This window comes from Paenibacillus daejeonensis DSM 15491 (assembly GCF_000378385.1).
In the GTDB taxonomy this organism is placed as follows: domain Bacteria; phylum Bacillota; class Bacilli; order Paenibacillales; family Paenibacillaceae; genus Paenibacillus_D; species Paenibacillus_D daejeonensis.
Genome location: NZ_KB899660.1, coordinates 379,700 through 400,573, shown reverse-complemented (window position 1 = coordinate 400,573; position 20,874 = coordinate 379,700). Strand labels below are relative to the sequence as shown.

Annotated in this window: 16 protein-coding genes and 1 other annotated feature; of the genes, 12 read left to right on the top strand and 4 right to left on the bottom strand. The window is 50.9% G+C overall.

The window, feature by feature from the left end; genetic code table 11:
* The first annotated feature begins 95 nt into the window (after positions 1 to 95).
* Entirely contained in the window at positions 96 to 2,390 is a 2,295-nt protein-coding gene (locus F556_RS0108720; RefSeq protein ID WP_020616551.1) for a glycoside hydrolase family 127 protein, read from the top strand.
* Positions 2,391 to 2,393: 3 nt separating this feature from the next.
* Here the strand turns inward: F556_RS0108720 and F556_RS0108715 are convergent, their stop codons facing one another.
* Complete coding sequence (locus tag F556_RS0108715; RefSeq protein WP_020616550.1) at positions 2,394 to 2,597, bottom strand: hypothetical protein; 204 nt, start codon at positions 2,595 to 2,597, stop codon at positions 2,394 to 2,396.
* Between the two features lie 528 nt (positions 2,598 to 3,125).
* Positions 3,126 to 4,187 (bottom strand): LacI family DNA-binding transcriptional regulator, encoded by a 1,062-nt coding sequence (locus F556_RS0108710; RefSeq protein ID WP_020616549.1) that lies wholly within the window; start codon positions 4,185 to 4,187, stop codon positions 3,126 to 3,128.
* A 119-nt stretch (positions 4,188 to 4,306) separates the two neighbouring features.
* Between F556_RS0108710 and F556_RS0108705 the strand changes: the two genes are divergently transcribed.
* The 3 genes from F556_RS0108705 to tyrS all read left to right on the top strand — a co-directional run bounded on the left by F556_RS0108705 (position 4,307) and on the right by tyrS (position 8,394).
* Complete coding sequence (locus F556_RS0108705) at positions 4,307 to 5,866, top strand: FAD-dependent oxidoreductase (RefSeq protein ID WP_020616548.1); 1,560 nt, start codon at positions 4,307 to 4,309, stop codon at positions 5,864 to 5,866.
* A gap of 159 nt (positions 5,867 to 6,025) precedes the next feature.
* Positions 6,026 to 6,766, top strand: a complete 741-nt coding sequence (locus F556_RS0108700; protein WP_020616547.1) for an NADPH-dependent oxidoreductase — start codon at positions 6,026 to 6,028, stop codon at positions 6,764 to 6,766.
* A gap of 76 nt (positions 6,767 to 6,842) precedes the next feature.
* Positions 6,843 to 7,070 (top strand) — a binding site (T-box leader).
* 64 nt (positions 7,071 to 7,134) lie between these two features.
* On the top strand, positions 7,135 to 8,394 hold the full coding sequence (gene tyrS / locus F556_RS0108695) for a tyrosine--tRNA ligase (RefSeq protein WP_020616546.1): 1,260 nt from the start codon (positions 7,135 to 7,137) through the stop codon (positions 8,392 to 8,394).
* Between the two features lie 149 nt (positions 8,395 to 8,543).
* On the opposite strand, the gene F556_RS0108690 is transcribed toward tyrS, so the two are convergent.
* Positions 8,544 to 9,614: a stalk domain-containing protein gene (locus F556_RS0108690; RefSeq protein WP_020616545.1), complete on the bottom strand. Its 1,071-nt coding sequence runs from the start codon at positions 9,612 to 9,614 to the stop codon at positions 8,544 to 8,546.
* Positions 9,615 to 9,803: 189 nt separating this feature from the next.
* On the opposite strand from F556_RS0108690, the gene F556_RS0108685 reads away from it, so the two are divergent.
* Both F556_RS0108685 and F556_RS0108680 read left to right on the top strand, forming a co-directional pair.
* Entirely contained in the window at positions 9,804 to 10,622 is an 819-nt protein-coding gene (locus F556_RS0108685) for a lipid II flippase Amj family protein (RefSeq protein WP_020616544.1), read from the top strand.
* A 35-nt stretch (positions 10,623 to 10,657) separates the two neighbouring features.
* Positions 10,658 to 11,182: a hypothetical protein gene (locus F556_RS0108680; protein WP_020616543.1), complete on the top strand. Its 525-nt coding sequence runs from the start codon at positions 10,658 to 10,660 to the stop codon at positions 11,180 to 11,182.
* Positions 11,183 to 11,285: 103 nt separating this feature from the next.
* On the opposite strand, the gene F556_RS0108675 is transcribed toward F556_RS0108680, so the two are convergent.
* A complete protein-coding gene (locus F556_RS0108675) occupies positions 11,286 to 12,122 on the bottom strand; it encodes an aldo/keto reductase (protein ID WP_020616542.1) in 837 nt (278 codons plus the stop codon).
* Positions 12,123 to 12,376: 254 nt separating this feature from the next.
* Here F556_RS0108675 and F556_RS0108670 point away from each other — a divergent pair, with 254 nt between their 5' ends.
* The 6 genes from F556_RS0108670 to F556_RS0108645 all read left to right on the top strand — a co-directional run bounded on the left by F556_RS0108670 (position 12,377) and on the right by F556_RS0108645 (position 19,752).
* Entirely contained in the window at positions 12,377 to 12,916 is a 540-nt protein-coding gene (locus F556_RS0108670; RefSeq protein ID WP_020616541.1) for a copper amine oxidase N-terminal domain-containing protein, read from the top strand.
* The gene (locus F556_RS0108665; RefSeq protein WP_157272684.1) at positions 12,886 to 13,854 is read left to right on the top strand and encodes a hypothetical protein; all 969 of its coding nucleotides are present in this window, start codon (positions 12,886 to 12,888) and stop codon (positions 13,852 to 13,854) included. Before F556_RS0108670 ends, F556_RS0108665 begins: the two co-directional genes overlap by 31 nt.
* A gap of 406 nt (positions 13,855 to 14,260) precedes the next feature.
* Positions 14,261 to 14,485, top strand: a complete 225-nt coding sequence (locus F556_RS0108660; protein WP_020616539.1) for a hypothetical protein — start codon at positions 14,261 to 14,263, stop codon at positions 14,483 to 14,485.
* A gap of 208 nt (positions 14,486 to 14,693) precedes the next feature.
* Complete coding sequence (locus F556_RS0108655; protein ID WP_020616538.1) at positions 14,694 to 15,260, top strand: hypothetical protein; 567 nt, start codon at positions 14,694 to 14,696, stop codon at positions 15,258 to 15,260.
* Between the two features lie 165 nt (positions 15,261 to 15,425).
* Positions 15,426 to 16,556, top strand: coding sequence for a hypothetical protein (locus tag F556_RS0108650; protein ID WP_020616537.1), 1,131 nt, complete (start codon positions 15,426 to 15,428; stop codon positions 16,554 to 16,556).
* Positions 16,557 to 16,605: 49 nt separating this feature from the next.
* On the top strand, positions 16,606 to 19,752 hold the full coding sequence (locus F556_RS0108645; RefSeq protein WP_020616536.1) for a beta-xylosidase family glycoside hydrolase: 3,147 nt from the start codon (positions 16,606 to 16,608) through the stop codon (positions 19,750 to 19,752).
* The last annotated feature ends 1,122 nt before the right edge of the window (positions 19,753 to 20,874 follow it).

Below are 20,874 nucleotides of genomic sequence, written 5' to 3'. Positions count from 1 at the left end.
ATACGAACCTTTCGCCATTTACCCTTTAACCCGGGGGAGGTAACCTGTTAATAGAAAACATCTTACGCAAGAGACGGAAGAGAGGATGGGTAATCATGGGAGGTAGTTTGAAGCTCAGAAGTACTAGTCTTGAAGATTTTGGTTTGAATCGGGTTCGGCTGTTGGGGGATTACCATACCAATGCCTTCGCCAAGGAATTGGCCTATCTGAAGCAATACGAGCCGGATCGTTTGCTGGCCGGGTTTCGGGAAACTAGAGGACTCGAGCCAAAGGCAGACAAGTACCCGGGCTGGGAGACCACGGAAATCCGCGGACATACGATGGGGCATTATTTGAGTGCCTGTGCTCAGGCCTATGAACAGACGCAAGATGAAGAACTCTTGAAGCGGCTAAACTATATCATCTCGGAGCTGTCGATAAGTCAATTCGAAAGCGGATACTTATCTGCATTCCCTGAGACGCTGATCGATAATGTAGAGAATCGCAAACCGGCATGGGTGCCTTGGTACACGATGCACAAAATTATTGCTGGGCTGATCGATGTCTACCGGGCTACGGATTCTGCCGAGGCTTTGGAAACGGTTAAGCGGTTGGGCGATTGGGTTGCATCCCGGACCTCCAGGTGGTCGGATGAGCTGCAGGCGACGGTATTGGCTGTGGAGTATGGGGGCATGAATGATTGCCTCTACGAATTATACAAAGTAACAGGTGAGAGCAAGCATCTGGAAGCGGCTCACCGGTTTGATGAGCTTCCGTTATTCGAGGCCATTCAGAGCGGCAAGGATATCCTGCGCGGCAAGCATGCGAATACGACGATTCCCAAGTTTATTGGCGCGTTGAACCGTTATCTGACTGTTGGAGAAAGCGAACGCTTTTATCTGGAAGCCGCCATTCAATTCTGGGACATGGTCGTCGGTCACCACAGCTATATGACAGGCGGGAACAGCGAAGGGGAGCACTTCGGTGAGCCAGACCTGTTGGATGCCAAACGCAGTGACGTAACCTGTGAAACCTGCAACAGCTACAATATGCTGAAGCTCACCCGCGAGCTGTTCAAACTGACAGGCGACCGCAAATACGCGGACTTTTATGAGAGAACGTATGTGAACGCCATCTTATCTTCCCAGAATCCCGAGACAGGCATGACGATGTATTTTCAGCCAATGGCCACGGGGTACTTTAAAATTTACGGTTCGCCATTTAACCACTTCTGGTGCTGTACGGGAACGGGCATGGAGAGCTTTACGAAACTAAATGACAGCGTTTATTTTCATTCGGAGAACCGCCTGTATTTTGCTCAGTACACTAGCTCTCTGCTGGATTGGCAGGAGCAAGGGGTGAAGCTGACGGTCCAGTCGGGACTTCCCTCTGTTGGTGAAGTTAAGGTGTCCATTGACATTGCTGATGGAGGATCGCGGGAGTTGGAGCTTCATTTGCCGATTCCATATTGGGTGAGTGGGGAAGCAGAGGTGTCAATCAATGGTGAAAAGGTGACCGGTAACCTGCAGCATGCGTACGTGGTTATCGAGCGGACGTGGCGACATGGAGATCAGCTGAAGCTTTCGTTGCCCATGAAGATCATGGCGTCTCCGCTGCCTGACAATCCAAATGTAGTTGGCTTCCAGTATGGGCCAGTTGTGCTGAGCGCTGCTCTCGGCAGGGAGGACATGGAGAAGGCACAGGTGGGCGTCATCGTTCAAGTGCCGACCCGCAAGATGCTGGTGAAGGATTTTATTATCCCTACTCATATGAGCCCTTCGGAATGGCTGGCTAACCTGGATCAGCATGTGGTACAGGAGGAGGGCCGGCTGGCGTTCCGACTTGTCGGGACGGATGAGGATGAGCGGCTGGTCTTCACCCCGCACTATGAGCAGCACCAGGAACGGTACGGAATTTATTGGAGCATTGTCGACGCCGAATCGGAGGAATTGAAGCGACACCTGGAGCAGACGCGCATGGAAACCTTGGTCCGGGAAGCGACCATAGACAGCATTCAGGTAGGCAACGACCAGTATGAACTACAGCATGAAGTTGCCGGAGAATCGACGGTGGCAGGCGCATGGGAAGGATGGAACGGCCGGGTTGTCCACCCAGGTGGCTGGTTTTCTTACAAAATGAAGGTAGAGCCAGGTGAGCAGAATTATTTGCAGGTGACCTATTTCGCCGGTCATCACGGAAGGACCTTGACCATCTATGCCAATGGTGAGCTGTTCGCAAGTGAGACCACAGAGCCGGGATACAAGCGTGAATTTGTTACAAGACGCTACCTCATTCCGAATGAGCTTGCGCAGGGTCAGCAGGCGGTAGAATTTAAATTCGAGCCGGATGATCGGATGAATGGAATTTACGGGGTACTTCGCACGATGAGAGCTGTCGAGGGATTGAATTAGGATTTATGAGGCTATGTAATTAGGGACAGCCGTATACAAATAAACAGCGCCGTCCGTTCCGCCTTTTCGGCAGAACGTGCGGCGCTGTTCCGCTTTCTTATTGATAACTACTTGTGTGTGCGGCTTGCGCGTCCATACTTTGCGAACTAACATTTCTGCAGGCTTCCCTGCGGCAGCCGATTGAGCTCGGCGCTTGTTCTTGGCCATTCTCATTCACTCCTATGATTTTGATTGGAGAAGCATGCTTCTCATGCTCCATCTTATAAGAGAATGAAGGTTTGTGCAATGGGTTTGGTTGAAATGGGGAGGGGGGCTGGCTGCGATGGTAGAGTAGGGGGAGCGCATGGGAGTAGGAGGTCAGAGTAGGTGGAGTGTTGGCAGAGTAACCAAATCTTTAACCGAATCTCGCTAACGGCCACCAGCGCGCTTATTTGGGTCTTTTTGTGGGGGAGATTGTTCTAACGGCCACCAGCGCACTTATTTCATCAAAATCACTTGAAAATTGGTGTCATCTGGCACAATAGGCGCTTATGTGGCCGTTAGAATTTTAAAACATGACATTTGGGCCAAATAGCGGCTGTGGTGGCCGTTACAGAATGGGGATGCTCGAAATGGTGCTCCATTCAATGGTGCTCCCAGCACGCGGGGGGCCGGCTTAATGACGGTGGCCATATGATGAGGGGCGTACGTTAGAGGTCGAATGACCACTGGTGGTAACTTGATGGTACCTTGCTGTTATCTGGGCTCCAGTCCCTCCTGCGTATAGGACCTTATCGTCTCCCCGGTGAAGAAAGAGCCCTGCAGGCGGATTTGCTCATAGGGCAGCGTAGGGTTGGCCAGCCGCCACAGCATCCGTTCGGCAGCCCGCTCTCCCGCTTCGCTGACCAACAGGCGCGGCCTGGAGATGCCAGGCATCGTCTGATTCTCCGCATTTTGCAGGCTGATGAGCGAGCAATCCTCGGGGATACGGATCCCCGCGCTGCTGCACGCATAATAGACCCAGGGCAGATCATAATCCAGGCCGCTGAGGATCGCCGTTGCCTGCATCGCCTGTAGCTTGCGACCCAACTCTGCGGACCATACCGAACGATCCATGACTTCATCCACCATATGCGCATGCTCCTCCGCTGCCAGTCCCGCATGCTCCATTGCTGCCTGGAACGCTTGCCACCGAATCGTGAATCCACGGTGCGTGATTCGCTTGCCGATATAGAGAATGCGCCGATGCCCCTGCATCAGCAGCTGATGTACCGACTGATGGATGGCTGTGGCCACATCCCAGATGATGCTGTCCACCTCCGCAGCATGGGGCGGGAAGTTGATAAGGATTCGGGGCATCGATAGGGCCAGTAGCTTCTCCTCCAAGTCAGGAGTGAGGGAGGGTGAGAGAAAGATGCCGTCCATATAAGCCAAATTCTGCTGCTCTGCCCAGTCTTCAAATGACTTATTGTCTGCGAATCGTGGAGGGGTAACCGTGATTCCAACCGTATGCCCGAATTCACTGAGCCGCTCCTGCAAGCCCTGGAGAATCAGCTGATTAAGACCTGAGAACGATTGGTCGCCATTCATCACAAAGCTGAATCGACGGTTCGCGCCGGGAATGAGCGGCAGCTGTTCAACAGACATACTGTGCCGCTGTCCCTTGGTCCGGTATCCCAACTGGCGTGCCATCACTGCGACAGCCTGACGGGTTTCCTCCGACATGCCTGGTTTTCCACGCAGCGCTTTGGATACCGTCTGCACCGACAGTCCCATACGCTCGGCAATTAGCTCCAACGTCACTGATTTCTTGTTCATGACACACCACCTCCACCTCCACCTTCAAAACTTAAACCAAAATGATACTAAAATTAAACTCTTTTTTTAACTATACTGGTTGCATGAGGAACAATCAACTGTAGATGAGGTGGGAGACAATGATTCAATTTGATCAGGTGTATTACTACAAAGGGACGGAAAAGTCCGAGGGTGGGCCGCAAACGATTGAAGCCGATCTGTGTATTTATGGGGCTAGTTCTGCAGGTGTAGCCGCAGCCGTGCAAGCGAGTCGAATGGGGCTGAAGGCAGTTATTGCTGATCCAGGCAGGCATCTTGGCGGCTTGACGACAGGCGGATTAGGCTCCACAGATATCGGCAACAAAGCGGCGATTGGCGGACTGTCACGCTCGTTTTATCAAGCCATTGGCAAGCACTATGGCTCTAGCAAAGAAGAGGATGGCTCCGTATGGTATTTTGAACCCCATGTGGCAAGCGCAGTTTACGAGGCCTGGATGGAAGAAGCGGGCGTGCAGGTGTATTTTGAGCAGCAGTTGGAGAAAGCAGAGGTCGAACAAGGACGTATCAAGCGGTTGACGATGCTGAGCGGCGATGTCTTCATTGCAAGCGTCTTCATTGATGCGACCTATGAGGGAGATCTGCTTGCCCATGCAGGCGTATCCTATCATGTCGGGCGCGAAGCCAATTCAGTGTACCGGGAGACATTGAACGGTGTCCATTTCGGACATCCCAACCATAATTTCTATACGTACATTGATCCTTATGTGCAGCCGGGCAAGCCGGACAGCGGACTGCTCTACGGGGTGACCGATGCATCGCCAGGCTTCCAGGGACAAGGCGATCACTGCGTGCAAGCGTACAACTTCCGGATTTGTCTATCCAACCGTCCGGAAAACCGCGCGCCACTCCCAGCGCCGCCGGGTTATAACCCGGAGCATTACACGCTGCTCTTGCGTTACATTGAGAGCGGAATCTGGGATGTGATGCGTCTATGTTCGATGATGCCAAATGGCAAGACAGATTTGAACAATTGGGGCGGGTTCTCTACCGATCATATCGGCGCTAACTACCGTTGGCCGGAGGGGAGCTATGAGGAACGCGAAGCTATTTTTCAGGATCATGTGACCTACAATCTGGGTCTCTTGTACTTCCTCTCCACCGATGAACGGGTGCCGGCCCATATCCGCCAAGAGATGAGTCAGTGGGGGCTGCCGCTGGATGAATATACAGATCATGGCTTCTGGACACCGCAGCTATATATCCGCGAAGGACGCCGAATGGTATCCGATGTCGTCATGACTGAGCATCATTGCAGACGCCACGAGGAAGTGGACGATTCAGTGGGACTCGCCGCATACACCATGGATTCACACAATTGCCGCCGGATTGTTATCGATGGCCGCGCTGTAAATGAAGGGAACGTGGAGGTGGCGCCGTCCGCACCGTATGCCATTTCCTATCGGTCTATTGTTCCGCGTGCCGAGGAGTGTACCAATTTGATTGTGCCGATCTGTCTATCATCCTCGCATATCGCGTTTGGTTCCATTCGTATGGAGCCGGTGTTCATGATTCTCGGGCAATCTGCAGCAACCGCGGCGGCGCTGGCGCTGGAGGCCGGGGTACCCGTCCAAGATGTGGATTACAGCAAGCTACGTACCCGGCTGGAGCAGGATGGCCAGGTATTGGCGTGGGCGAGGTAAGTTAAGGCTTTTTCCGATCCGTACTTACAGCTAGAATTAAAAACCTTCCTGTTCATCTTGAGCGGGAGGGTTTTTGACATGAGGCTTCCAATACACGATTAATTTGTCACTGGCAGTGGTAAACTTAGGCAGAGGTTGTGATGAATCAGGAGGGATATGATGAGTGAAGTATATGAGACGTTAACCGGTCACCGCTCCATCCGCAGCTATACCGACGAGCCTGTAAGTGATGAGCAGTTGACGAAAATTATTGAAGCCGTCCAGGCAGCGCCTACGTCCATCAATGGTCAGCAGGTGACGGTCATCAGCGTTCAGGATCCAGTCAAAAAAGCCAAGATTGCCGAGCTGGCAGGCAACCAGGCCTGGATCGCGCAAGCGCCTGTCTTTCTGTTGTTCTGCGCAGATTATCATCGGGCTAGGGTAGCAGCTGAAATGAATGGGCAGGAGTTAGTTATTACTTCAGCTATTGAGTCTATCGTTGTTGGCGCCACGGATGTCGGAATTGCCCTTGGCCGCGCGATTGCCATGGCGGCATCACTTGGGCTCGGAACGGTGCCTATCGGCGGAGCACGCCGCAGTCCATTGGAGTTGATTGAGCTGCTGGAGCTGCCGAAGTATGTCTTCCCCGTTAGCGGTCTTGTGGTCGGGCATCCGGCGGACACCTCACATAAGAAGCATCGGCTGCCCCAAGCTGCCATCTGGCATAGGGAGGGCTATCATCAAGAGCAAATGGAGGCGCTCGTGCGGGAATATGACGAGCAAGTCTCCACATACATGCAGGAGCGGACGGGTGGCAAGGAGAGCCGGAACTGGTCACAGACGGTCTCTTCCTTCTACAATCGCATCTATTACCCCGAGGTTCGAAAAATGCTGGAGCAGCAGGGGTTTGATTTTCAATAATGCAGCTAAGACCGCTATTCTGATTCGGTTGTTGACAGGCTGAATTTAATTCTCTATAATGCTCATAACGTTATATAACCATACCATGAAAGAGCCCAGTAGCAGCCTAGTCCCTGTCTCAGAAAGCCGGGGGTTGATGAAACCCGGTACACACGAAGGCGGCGAATTACACTCTGGAGTATCTCGGGTAATGCCGAGCGGACGAAGCGAACGATACCTCGCTGAAGAGTGGCAGAATTGGAAGTGCGCGCGGCTTCCATGCATGCAATCTGGGTGGTACCACGGTTATCCAATCGTCCCTATGTCTATTACAGACGTAGGGGCTTTTTTGCGTTCTGTGTACGTATATCTATCGAGGAGTGTTGACAGTGAATATTATTGATGAGTTGGAGTGGCGCGACGCCATTAATCAGCAGACAGATGCGGAAGGCTTGCGGAAGCTAACCGAAGAAAAAGCCATCTCCTTGTACTGCGGAGTAGACCCGACAGGCGACAGTATGCATATCGGTCATTTGATTCCGTTCATTATGCTGAAAAGATTTCAACTGGCCGGTCATCGTCCAGTCATCCTGATCGGTGGCGCAACGGGCACCATCGGCGATCCAAGTGGCCGTCAATCCGAACGCTCGCTCCAGACCCTGGAGCAGGTGCAGGCGAATGTGGATGCACTGACCGAGCAAATGAAGAAACTGTTTGTAACCGAGGGCGACGCGCAGATCCGTCTGGTCAACAACTACGACTGGACGCACAAGATCAACATCATCGAGTTCCTGCGTGATTACGGCAAAAATTTCAGCATTAATCAGATGCTGGCCAAAGACGTAGTATCGAGCAGACTCGAAACCGGGATCTCCTTCACGGAGTTCTCCTACCAGATCCTGCAGTCGCTGGATTACCTGCATCTCTTCCAGAACGAAGACGTTCAGCTGCAGATCGGCGGTTCGGACCAATGGGGCAACATTACAAGCGGCCTGGATTTGATTCGCAGAAAAGCAGGCTCCGAGTCCGTCGCGTTTGGTCTGACCATCCCGCTCATGCTGAAGGCTGATGGCACGAAGTTCGGCAAAACAGCAGGCGGGGCCATCTGGCTGGATCCGAACAAAACCACGCCATTCGAGTTCTACCAGTTCTGGGCCAACACGGATGACCGTGATGTAGTCAAATACCTGAAATACTTCACGTTTCTCTCCAAGGAGCAGATTGAAGAGCTCGCCGAGAAGGTGCAGACGGAGCCGCACAAGCGCGAGGCGCAAAAAATGCTGGCCGAGGAAATGACGCGTTTCGTCCATGGCGAAGAACTGCTGGAGCAGGCCAAGCGCATCACAGCTGCGTTGTTCTCCGGGGATATCCGCTCCCTGACGGCTGATGAGATCGAGCAGGGCTTCAAGGAAATGCCGACATTCGAGGCGACGCAGGAGTCCAAGAACATCGTCGACTGGCTGGTCGATCTCGGCATCGAGCCTTCCAAGCGCCAAGCACGTGAGGATGTGACCAAGGGTGCGATCTCGATGAACGGCGAAAAAGTTACCGATGTAGCGCGCGACGTAACCGCAGAGGACGCGATCGGCGGCCGCTTCATCATCATCCGTAAGGGCAAGAAAAACTACAGTCTGGTGAAGCTGACTTAGTTCGGCGCAACCAGTCACTGTAAGGCATACACAAATGGGCGTCAAGCAGTCAGATCATACTGACCGCTTGACGCCTATTTCTTGCCTGACTAAATCATATAAGGCTTCGTCATCATTTCGTTGATAGTTTCATCGTGTCCATCATCTGTCTACTCTTCCTTTCCGAGTTGTACATGAAAGTTGAGTAGTAATTGCTGAAGCAATGCTTTACCCTGTGGCTCAGTCGCAGACTCCTGCGGATCGGCTACTTCGTTTAATAGCATGAGCAGCTGCTGCAGACGGTCTTGAGTTAAATCGATGGAAAAGATCATGAGTCCGTTGGATTCGGCTGTTCCTGGTTCGTTTGCGTCAGTGGAGGCTGACACAAGCGGCAACGCATGGAGCTTGCCATCCGAATCTTTTAACTGAGCCTGGGCTTCGGGATTCCAATTTTTTAGATGAGGATAGTCGTCCAAGTAAGGACTGAGATCCGCACTGAACAAGTGAAGGTGTTCCAGTTCCGTCTCGATTCCAGCAGCATCAGGTACAACCATTAGATCAGTTGTATCTGCCGCCGCCAGCATGAGTCTCATTTTGTCGTAGTAGTGCGCTTCCTCGGCCAATTCAATTCGCAGGGAAAGACCGATAACAGACTGGCTGTAACGATTGATGGTTTCATAATCAACTGCCCTTAAGGCATGCTCCTTGGGCATTGGGACATAGATCGACAGCGGAGACAAATCAGGTAGTGTGTGCAATCGAATCGTACGCGCAGCGGCATCCCAATTCACCGTAGTCCGGCCGTATTGCGCTGTGAAGCGGAGGGGGATGTAGGTGGTGCCGTCTGCAATGAAGGAGCTGGATACAAGTTCCTGACGGATGCCATTGATGATGACAGTCTTGCCATTAAGCTCAAATTCAATCAACGTGCCTCGGACGGAGGCTACCACAGCGATTTGGAGGTCTTCTGGATCGGAATAACCTAATTCCGGAGGCAGGTCCGCTGGAAATACGACACCAAATCCCAATGCTTCGAGAAATGGCCTGGCGGGCACGTAGGTTATCCCATCACGGATAATTGGTGCTTGCTGCGTGTCCAGAACCTCGCCATCCAATACCACCTTCACAGGTGGTGCGGCTGCAGAGACAATCGTCGTACCGTTCACCGATGCAATGCTCAATACCAATAAAAGCATCAACAATCGCCAACGACATGTCGCAGATTTTGTAATCGTTCTCATGAATCTCGTCCCTTCTCTATAGATTTATAAGTTCTGTCTATCATACCCTTTGAAGCAAGAACGTGTAAATATCTGGAACAGAAATACCGAAAAAGGAAGGAGACTGGGACAGAAGTAGAGAAAGTATGGTTAGGAATGAGGAAGTAAGCCATTCAATAGACACAAGGAAGTGTTGGAAAGAAGGGATTCATGGAGTTCTTTAATGAAAAGTTATGGATGATTGCGTTGTTTTTCTTTTTGATTCATTCCATTGAGACCCTCGCTTATGCTGTTCGGTTATCCGGAGCCAGGGTGCGGCTCATTGCTTCGGCTTTGTCCTTGTTCAACATCATGGTACTGGTTTCCCGGATGTCCAATATGATTTCCCAGCCCTTTACAGGAGATTTGATCGATGCCGTTAAGGATCGGGAAGACGCGTTATCGGTCATTGAGGCACAATTTCGTATACTGATTGGCGCTTCGACGGTAGGGACGCTGGCGGGGATGCTGTTGTTGCCTACCTTCATAGCTATATTTTCGCGAGCCATCATCCTATTGTCTGAAGAAAAAGGATCGGTGCCTTCGCTTATGAAGCGTGTATTTTCCTTCCATTATATTAGGCGCGGATTGCTCCATTTCAGCTTGCCGAGGTTTTCCTATGTAAGGGGGACGCGTCTGAAAGAGATTCCGGTTAGGCTGTTTGTGGTCAATATGGTCATCACGGCGATCTATACAATTGGTGTACTATCGGCGCTCTATGCGTCCTTGCTGGCACCCGACCACGCGTCTGCTGCCATTATGTCATCCGGTCTAATCAATGGCATCGCCACGATCCTGCTAGTCATGTTTATCGATCCCAAGTTATCGGTGTTGGCGGATGATGTGGTGAATGGGCGAGGCAGCTACCAGAGGCTCAAGTCGATGTCCTTGATGATGGTCACCTCGAGGTTGCTAGGTACCATGCTGGCACAAGTATTCTTCATCTGGGGTGCGAAGTATATTGCGTGGTTTACGGGTTGGATGAGTTAGGGAAAAATTAAAAAGTAGAAAGTAGTTGGATACATTTGATTGAAGTGGTTGCGGTTGCTATCAAGTATGGATTAATTATACTCATACCTAGTGTGATTACCTCTTTTATTTTAAGGAAGCCACCACAAATTGACCTGAATGAAGAAGTTCAAGAAAAGGAATTTAAAGTGCTTTGGTGGTTCTATCCGCTAAATATATTTCCATTGCTATTAGGAGCATTTTTTTTATACGCTGTTATGTATCAATTCGAGCTTCATTGGGCTACCTTTTTTAGCTTTGGGATGGGAGGATTCTTTATCATCTTATCCATTGTTACTTTTATAAGATTGCCTCGATATCGTATAATCTTCACACATGAAAAACTAATTTATTATGATGGATTCAAAATAAAAACTGAAGTATGGTTGAACGAGATAAACTCGTATAACATTTTCCACGGAAACATTTGGATTGATGATGGTAGCGAGTTTGAAAAAGCGGTTCCGATTTATTTCAAAGATATTTCTCACGTCCTGGCTTTATTAGACAAACATAAGTATAAGGATTTTTTTACGGATTAAATCGACTTCGCACACAGCTTGGCACAACAAATCGAGGTTTAACAAAAAAGACGCGCTTGAAGCCAAAATGGAGCGGCTCCGAACGCGTCTATTTACTGTGTGCTTAAAAGTTGAAATTGTCCGGATCTGAGCCATAGCGGCGGTTCTGGTTCAAGCCGTCAATCGCAGCAACGTCCTCAGCAGACAACTCAAAGTCGTAGACATCAGCGTTTTCTTTAATGCGCGATGGCGTAACCGACTTTGGAATGGTCAGCACGCCCTTCTGCAGATCCCAGCGAATGACGATCTGAGCCGGGGTTTTGCCATATTTGGCAGAGAGCTCTTGCAGCAAAGGCAGATCCAGGTTGCCCTGCATGAGCGGACTCCAAGCCGTAATATGAATGCCTTTCTCCTCGCAATACCCCTTCACCTTCTCTTGTGTGAGCAGGGGGGAGTACTCGATCTGATTGACAGCAGGGACAATCGTATTGTCCTCGAATATATCGTCCAGGTGATGCGTCTGGAAGTTACTGACCCCGATGGCACGGACGACTCCGTCACTGTATAGCTTTTCGAGGGCACGCCAGGTATCCTTGTACTTGCCTTTGACCGGCCAGTGAATCAGATACAGGTCCAGGTAGTCGAGGCCCAGCTTGCGGCGGCTTTCTTCAAAAGCTTCGAGGGTGGAGTCGTAGCCTTGCCGGCTGTTCCACACCTTCGTCGTGATGAATAGCTCCTCGCGAGGAATACCGCTCTCCCGAATGGCTTGGCCTACGCCTTCTTCATTCTGATACGCCGCTGCCGTATCGATGGCGCGATAGCCTGCAGCTAGAGCTGCTTTGACCGCGTCGACAACTTCTTCTCCCTCTTTGACCTTGAAGACGCCAAAGCCCAGACGGGGCATCTGCACCCCGTTGTTCAGGGTCACGGTATCCTTTAGACTGCTGATGGTGATTGTCATTACGCGATTCCTCCTTGGTATGTTATGAATATGTACCTGCTCGTAGGTGTGAAGCTAATGATCCGCAAACTGCGGCAGGCATTATTGGCTTCCTCCTTATTTTAGCATAGTAAGGTAGGTGGCTTAAGTGGGTATTTTTATGGAGTTGAGGGGTCGATCCTTGCAAATGATGGATTTAAGTAGAAGGAGATCAAGCCAGGATGTGGAATACAGAGAAGTCATATCTACACATAGGGAGGAAGCACGACTTGAAAATGAAATCGATCACGCTATTCTTGCTTATCCTGCTGCTTGGTCTTCCAAGCCTGCCTGCCCACGCCGGCAACAACTATCTGATCTTGCTGGATGGAAGAATATTGGAAACGGAGGAGCGGCCCGTGAATCGAAATGGCAGCATGCTTGTCCCGATGCGTACCATCTTCGAGGCACTTGGCGCAAGCGTCAGTTATGATGCCGGAACCAAACGCATTACTGGTCAATACGGTGAAGTTGAAATTGTTATGGGTCTCAATGCCAAGGAAGCGAGTCGGAACGGAGAAACACTCGTAATGTCTCAGCCACCAGCACTCATCGATGACCGCGTTTATGTACCCATTCGCTTTGTTAGCGAGGCGCTAGGTGCTGAGGTGGAGTGGGATGCTGAGCGTCAAGCGGTCCAAGTGTACTCCGAGACTGTGGGGTTGATTCAAAAGGATCGGCTGCCGGTAACCGACGAGTCTGGCAAGTCTTTCATCTTGCATTCTGAGGGTAATCTCCGCCTTAAGTGGAGCCACACTGGCAAGTACCGTTATTAACAGCTGCGGCTGGTCCTGATCAGACCGTGTGGTTAAGAACGAACAAAGAACTCCTGACAATTGATTACACTGGTAATGTACTCAGCCGCTCGCCATTAAATTTGTTGGAATCAACCTTCATCATGGTTTCTGCTAGTAATAATGGATATCAATACACTTTTTTGGATGATGAAAAGGAATATGAGTTGCAATACACAACTCTTGCTATGGCAGAATTGTTTGGAGAGATTATATGGGAGCCTGTGCCTGTCGTTGCACTCCTAGACAAAGATGGTCAGTTAATTGTTCAAACAGAAGAGGGACTCAGCTCTTTTGATCAAGAGGGCGAACAAACCTTACTGATTTCGCATGAACAATTGAGTCTTAGTCCTGGACTAGATGGTACAGATCTGATTTGGAATATTGCCATGAATGATCAAGATCACATGTATCTGTATCTTGGTGAACAATTAATTATCCTAAACGAGTTTAGAGAAGTCATTTATCAGCAAAACCATGATTGGATCTATCCTTACTTCTTACCAGAAGGCCAGCTAATGGCAAGAGGGAGCACTTACCAATATGAGGATGGAAGCTATACCCTTCTTGCCTCCCCGTCAGGCGGAGAAGCTGGGAAAGGGTTAACTGTGTCTGAAGAAGAATCGCTTACGCTTCAGCGTCAGAATGAAATCACGGGAGCTATGCAATGGTCATACACCTTGATGACTGCAAAAGAACGAACCAGTTGGGACGATACAGGTTTCTTTGTCGATGAAGGCGAAAATATTTATGCTGTGGCGTATAACGGATCATTATATAGCTTTGATGATAGCGGACACCTCCAATTTAAAATTGCCTCACCCCATCACACTTCAAACTTGTTAAATGTAGTTCCCATTTCCGAAACGACATTCATAGTAGCTATCAATGACACGCTGTTGTGTTTTGAATACTTGTAATTGAATAGAGTAGTAATGTAATTGGGCTCGGTCGATGACCGGGCCTTTTTAGCTTGGTCAATAAGGAAGATTTGAATTAGGAGCTGTAATTTTGAAAGGTAATCCTATAGTTTTTAAATTGGTAATATGTGAAAATTTGATACGATTAAACTATAGGTGAGTCACAAAGAAGATTAAGGGCTCATAATCCCAGACGAGGTGACATCAATTGAAAAAACGTAAGCGGATTATTCTACGCACGGTTGGTACTGCGATTATATTGCTGGGCTTGTGCATGGGATGCGCTGATGTCGTTACGGAACAAACTGGAGGCTTATCCGGAGACAATTCCGAAACACTACATGACCTGATAGCAGAGTCCCGACGATCGTGGCAGTAAATCTCATCGGAAAAGAGAAGACGGTTAATGGAGATTATTAGAAAGACTAAGCTGCTTGGGGCTGAGGTGACGAACATCATCCGTGGAGATCCTGGATTAGCCAGTCGCATTATTACAATCAACACCATACCATTGAGGTCATGGCGATACCAGGAGCAACGTCGCTATTTATTGTTTATTAAGCGTTTGGAAGACGGAAATGACGAGCACCACGACTTAATGGGCATTCTCATGATCGATTTTCATGGATGAGCCGTACACGGGGTTATCCATTGGGGAGGAGAGAAGGGTAACGGTATTCTTCAAGGACAGTAACCGGGCAGTTCAAGTCATGTAAGAAGCAGATTAGCTCGGAGGGGTCAAGATGTTACAGATGGAGGAGAAGCTACAACTTAGAAGTATGATCAGGATCCTTTGCCAATCTTAATTGTATAACTTAAAAGCGAAGGGGGGATAGTCCATGAAGAAAGCCATAAGAATGACAGTGGCAGTGGGGGCCTTACTCATGCTCGTGGGCTTATGTTTGGGATGTTCTGAAGAACATAAGAAACAACAGTCTACCGGTTTGTCCGGTGACTTTCCCGATACGTTGGAGGACATGATCACAGAGTCAGGGACGATCGTGGCAGTGAACCTGACTGGGAAGGAGACGGTGAGCGAGGTGAGAGATAGCGGAAATTATATAAAGACGAAGCTACCGGAGGCCGAAGTGACGGAGGTCATCAGGGGAGATCCGGAATTGGCTGGACAGATGATTAATGTCCTACCCTTGAATATAAGTGCATATCCGGAGCATCGTTACCTGTTATTTATGAATCGCTCACAAGAATTAATCGGCGAGCATCCTGTCTATGTAATCAACGGCGGTGGTCACCTGAAGATCGATGAGCAGGGCTTATTGTTCTGGACAAAAGCAGAGCCCTTGTATCCCAACAGCAAACCATTCTATATGGACGAGGCGTTCACGGGGCTAACAATTGATGAGGCTCAAGAGAAAATTAACGGTATCCTTCAAGAGAAGTCATAGTGAGCATTTGGGGACCGGTGCGCATGCGCACTGGTCTATAGGTGTTCCAGTAGGGATCTGGATGCAAAAAGTCATCAAACTACCGGGTTCGGTCATCGCGGACCCCTTCTGTCCATTTATGAAACCGTTTACAATTTAGGTGAAACTATGGAAAGGAGGAAGCACATGAAAAAGCAACGGCGTATGGGCCGGAGGTGGCGCGCCGCTATCTTGGCAGCGGTGGGGGCGGGGTTAATCCTGGTATCCGCCGGATTCTGGTTGGTGCATGACCGGGGAATTCGGGCAGCAGACGATCTAGGTCCGGTGGTTGCCACAATCAATGGCGAGGCGATTCGGGAATTGGAGCTGGGTCAGACGATGGTATCTCTTCGAGCAGGAGTGATTGATGAGTTCAGACGAGAGCGAGGGGTATCGTGGACCAAGGAGTTTTGGCTTACCTCACACAGCGGGGAGCGGCCACTCGATGTATTGCTTGACCGTGCCTACGATGAGGTGGTCCGCAACCGCGTGATCCTTCGGCTGGCAGAGCAGCATGGATTGTTGGACGATGGCTCTTACCAAGGATTGCTCCAAGCCAAAGAACAGGAAAATGCCAGGCGCAGCGCTGATCATCAAGCGGGAATGCCAGTCTATGGTCCTCTTACGCTGGATGAGAGGCGTTATGCAGATCTACGGCTCGGATTAATCACGCTGGCATTGCAAGAGGAATTGGCTAACAGCGAGCTCGAAATCACGGAAGAGAAACTGATCGGTACCTATGAAGCCCACAAGACAAAGCGGTTCAGGCAGGAGGATGTGGTCAGTTATACATGGATAACGGCGGCTTATGGTCAAGGCAACCAGCGGCTTGCTGAGGAGAATCGCCGTCAGCTTCATTCTGCGATGCAAGAAGTTCGGGAGCAATTGTTAAACGGTGAAGCACCAGAGACGCTGCTCAAAACAGATACCTTAGCGAAAGGAGTATCAGCTCGTCGAATGGAGCTGGATGAGGGGGCGGCACGTACCCTCTATAAATCCATGCCCGAGCTTTATCATTTTGTGGCAGAGACAGGTCAGACGGGTGACGTGAGTGAAGTGACGGACGACCCCCAGACCGGACTATACGCCGTGGCGGTTATCCATGACCGTACTCCGGGCGGTTACTTAAGTTATGAAAGCCAGCGCGATAATGTACGTAAGTTACTGTTGCAACAAGCGTTTGAAGATTACCTGGAAACGCAGATTCGCATGGCGAAAATTGAACGTACCCCCGCTTCGGAGGATACGAAGCGACTACTGTATTATGTGAACGCCTAAGCAGCAGCTTAGCATGTTAGACGAATGGATCAAGAGGAGGATTCAAGTGATGCACAAGATGAAAAGCAAGGTGGCCCGGCTGCTGATCGCGCTGCTCCTGGCAGCGAGCTTCTCGCTGCCAACAGGGCAGCCTCCCGTCCAGGCCGAAACCACGGCAATCGGCACGGTCTATTACGTGGACGCCGCTGGTGGCGATGACACCAATACCGGGACATCGACTTCAGCTGCCTGGCAAACGCTGGACCAGGTCAATGCAACGACGTTTCAACCTGGCGATGAAATCCGCTTCAAAGCAGGCGGCGTCTGGACGGGAACGCTGCATCCCAAAGGCTCAGGTGCAGAGGGAGCGCCGATCCAAATCGACCGTTATGGAGAAGGTCCGAAGCCGCTGATTGCTGGCGATGGCGCGGATGCAGCGGTGTACTTTTACAACCAGGAGTACTGGGAGGTCCGTCACCTGGAGATTACAAATGAGGCCGATACGCCCGGTCAGCGGCGGGGCATCCATGTCTCCGGAAACAGTGGGGATGACTGGTCCAACATGCGGGAATACCGCCACTTTGTTTTCGAGGAGCTAGAGATTCATCACGTCACGGGTCAGCAGGGCGGCGGGTGGCACAGCGGGGGAATTATCGTCTGGGGACCTGCGTGGAATTACGCCGTTTCCGACGTAGTCATCCGCAACAATACGATCTACTCGCTGGATAGCGTAGGGGTTTACCTAAATGGTGCGACGCGCAACTTTTCGTCGGGTAATACGATTGAGCATAATATGATCTACGATATCTCGGCAGATGGGGCGGTTCTGCTCAATACGACAGATGGCGTGATTCAGCATAATGTCGTGTTCGATACACACAAGCGTGCTGGCGGGTATCATGTTCCCCTCTGGACGTGGGGGACGCAGGACGCCGTCATCCAATACAACGAGGTGTTCAACACGTATCCGGGGGGCGATGCCATGGCCTACGACTCGGACTTCAACAGTACGGGCACGATTATTCAATACAACTACAGTCACAACAATGCGGGCGGTTTCGTGTTGACGATTAACGATGGCACCAACCCCGCCAATTTTAACCGAGATACCATCATACGCTACAATATTAGCCAGAATGATCATCATACGATTTTTACGTTTGGCGGGCCGGTCGAAAATACGCTCGTCCATAACAATACGGTCTATGTGCCCGAGCATGCCAATGTCCGGATCGTCGGCAGCGGCAACTGGGATGGCTATGCCAAGGATACTTACTTCTATAACAATGTGATCGTGAACCATGGCACCGGGGGTTATGAGCTCGGACTGAGCACGAACAATGTATTTGACAGCAATCTGTATTTCGGAAATCATCCAGCCTCTATTATTGCTATGGATGCAAATGCGGTCACGGCGGACCCGCAGCTGGCCTCGCCAGGCTCAGCTACGATCGGCAGGGACACGGTGAGCGGGTATCAGCTGCTCCAGGGCTCTCCGGCGCTAGCCTCCGGCCGGGTGATTCCAAGTAACGGTGGACTGGATTACTGGGGTAATGTGGTGCCCGCAACCTCATCACCAAATATGGGTGCCTATGAAGGACCGGGTCTGGATCCAGCACAGCTGCCTGAGCTGCCGGAGCCACCAGAGTCACGCAACCTGTTGGCCAATCCTGGCTGGGAGACAGGGGACTTCACAGGTTGGGGCTATCATTACAATAGTGCGGCAGTTGTCGCAGATAACGCAAGATCGGGTACACATGCGGCCAGATTATCGGCTGGCGCCTCGGGAATCGAACAGAATATCACGGGTCTCAAGCCGAATACGATGTATCGATTAGTGGCTTATGGTAAGAGTACGAATGGAGGCTATGCAGTTGCCGGTGCCAAAAATTACGGCGGCACGTTCAAGGACGTTGGCTTCACGGGGACGGATTATACCCGCCGGGAGCTACACTTCACAACGGGAGGCAGTAACACAACAGCGACGGTATACTTGTATAAACAAGGCGCAACAGGCGAGGTATACTTCGATGATCTGCTGCTGTACGAGTATGGTCCTGTTCCAGGAGCATCGGTGGAGCAGCCGCCAGAGCAGGAATATGTAGTAGGGGTTAGCGATGAATTCAACAGCGATGAGCTGCATTCCCAGTGGAACTGGATTCGGGAAAATGAGGACAAATGGTCGCTCACGGATCGTCCAGGTCATATGCGGATCGTCAGTGAGCCAGGGGATATTGTAAACGGCCAGGCCACGGCTCGCAACATCCTGCTCACCGGCGCGCCCGAAGGGGACTGGACAATTGAGACTCGCATGGACGGCAAGCCGTCCTCCCAGTGGTCGCAAGGCGGGCTGATTGTCTATGAGAGCGATCAGACGTATTTCCGATTAACACGTCTCTACGGCAGCGGCAATCAGCTTCAGTTCACCCGGCAGATTAATGGCGTACGACAGCATGTGGAAGTGCCGGACACCATCGCATCGACGGTTGTCTACTTGCGAATTGTGAAAGAAGGCAACACGTACACAGCTTATTATTCTGCAGACGGTAGCAGCTATACACAACTCTGGACAACACAAACGGCGGACCTCGTGCAGCCGAAGATCGGACTAATTGTGTGTGCCGGGACTGGGCTGACGGCAGACTTTGACTATTTCCGGGTTATCCCGGACGAGTCGCCAGCAGGAGACTGGAATCTGCTGGACGATGACATGACAACATATTCAACGGGCTGGCAGACGTCTGGGAGCGGGGGAACCGTAGTTCAGCACGCGGATCATGTGACCGTGACGGATGGCCCTTCGGGTTTCTTCTTCCTGACGCGCAATAATTTTGTCCCGCCAAGCGGCGCCTTCACATTCGAGGTACGGGCACGGGCTACGGCTGCAGGCACCTCGAATGAAATTGGCGTGCGAAGCGGGGCCTACAACATCCAATTGTTCCTGCCTTATGGCACTGCCGGGTCTGCACAAGACCGCGAGAGCTCACCAACGAAGAGCATTGCGGTGGATACGACAGTCTATCATGACTATCGCGTCGTAGTACATGCCGACTATACGTATGATTTGTATATCGACGGCGACCTCGCCTGGAGCGGCGCAGTCAGCGCCGGTACCGGCAGCGCCATCTTCAAGATTGGCGGCAGCGCAACACCGGGCGTCACTGCGAGCATGGACATTGCTCATGTGCGGATGGGTAGTGGAGTAATCCTACCTTAAATTCGGCTTCATGTAATGTGCAATGTGTAAGGCACTCTGCCGGCTAAGTCCGGCAGGGTGCCTTTATTGCATCTTGAAGTTGGTAGGGGGCATGGAGCTGGCTAAATGCGGGAAGGTAATTCTAACGAAGTATGGCGGAAAAGCCATAGGGAGTTCAGTTAAGGAAACTAAGCATGCTGTTGTCTGCTTGGAGTGCATGTTGAGCAATAAAGCAACTAGTCTTAGTGCCTGCCGTGGGAGTCGAAGAAAGACAGTAACTAGTTTCGTGGAGTTGGGTGGTAGGGTCGGAGCAGGCAGGCATTTCGTTGCGTCATAGTTAGGTGGGAGAACTATGGTATGGGCATCATAATATGTCGCCTTTGTTCCGCTATTACATCGAGTAACCCCCAAAAATCCAGATTTCCATCGATATAACGGAAAATATGCTCCACAAACTGGTCTCAAACCATAAAATATGCAAAATAACGGAATAAAGAGGTCATAATACTCACCGACCCTCCACACACAACTCACATCGAGTGGGGAGTGGGCAAGGTGACGGCGATCGTACGACCACTGCATTGAACTTGCTGCTCCCCTAGCTATTTCCACCACCTCGGCCCTTCACCATCCATTTCCAGCACCAGTAACTGGCTCATGACGAACTCCCACCACTCCCGTACAGTTGTCACGCCACAGGCTCACCGTAACCCCCCGCGCACTAGACCCACACTAACTATTCTCGCCACAAGCAACCTCATCTGCCATTCTCCAGCTAACCCGCGTTCTGTCTGCCTCTGCCACTCCCCAGCTACCCATACTGCATTTACTACACGCGACAATCCGCTCCCAGCTACCCTGCACCTCAATTCTTCAGTAGAGAGGAGAAACGCTAAATCTCCCGTACAAGGTAAAAATATTACCGACAATGGTCATGGCGGTCCTCTAACCAAAGTCGGCACCCGCCCTTACAATAAATATAACAACTAGTGAAGAGCATTGTGAAAATCCGAAGTGGATGAATCGATTCTGGAGAAGCGTAGCGCCCGCCTTTGTTCCCTAATTTCACCCTGTAAAGGGGTTAGAAAATCAAGAAATTAGGGAACAACAGCGGTCGTAAGAACGATTCAATCCAAGAAGGTG